The organism is Citrobacter sp. TBCS-14, assembly GCF_005280805.1.
GTDB lineage: Bacteria > Pseudomonadota > Gammaproteobacteria > Enterobacterales > Enterobacteriaceae > Citrobacter > Citrobacter gillenii.
Window position 1 is genome coordinate 1 of record NZ_SZWM01000900.1, and the last position, 215, is coordinate 215.

1 protein-coding gene is annotated in these 215 nt (G+C 58.1%); it reads left to right on the forward strand.

Annotation, left to right across the window (positions count from 1 at the left end; genetic code table 11):
* A partial coding sequence (locus FDX22_RS21965) for an iron chelate uptake ABC transporter family permease subunit (RefSeq protein WP_146717771.1) occupies nt 1-185 on the forward strand: 185 nt, incomplete at its 5' end.
* Nucleotides 186-215 lie beyond the last annotated feature (30 nt).

The window sequence follows — 215 nt, forward strand, 5'->3', positions numbered from 1 at the left end:
GCTTCTGGGTGGGATTCGATCAGCGCAAGGTTTTACCGATGAGCATGCTGATGGGCGCTACGCTGCTGCTGCTGGCTGATGTTCTGGCCCGAGCGATGGCTTTTCCTGGCGAATTGCCTGCCGGGGCAGTAGTGGCGCTGATTGGTGCGCCCTGCTTTGTCTGGCTGGTCAGGAGGCGTGGATGAAAATTGCGTTAGTCATTTTCATCGCCCTCG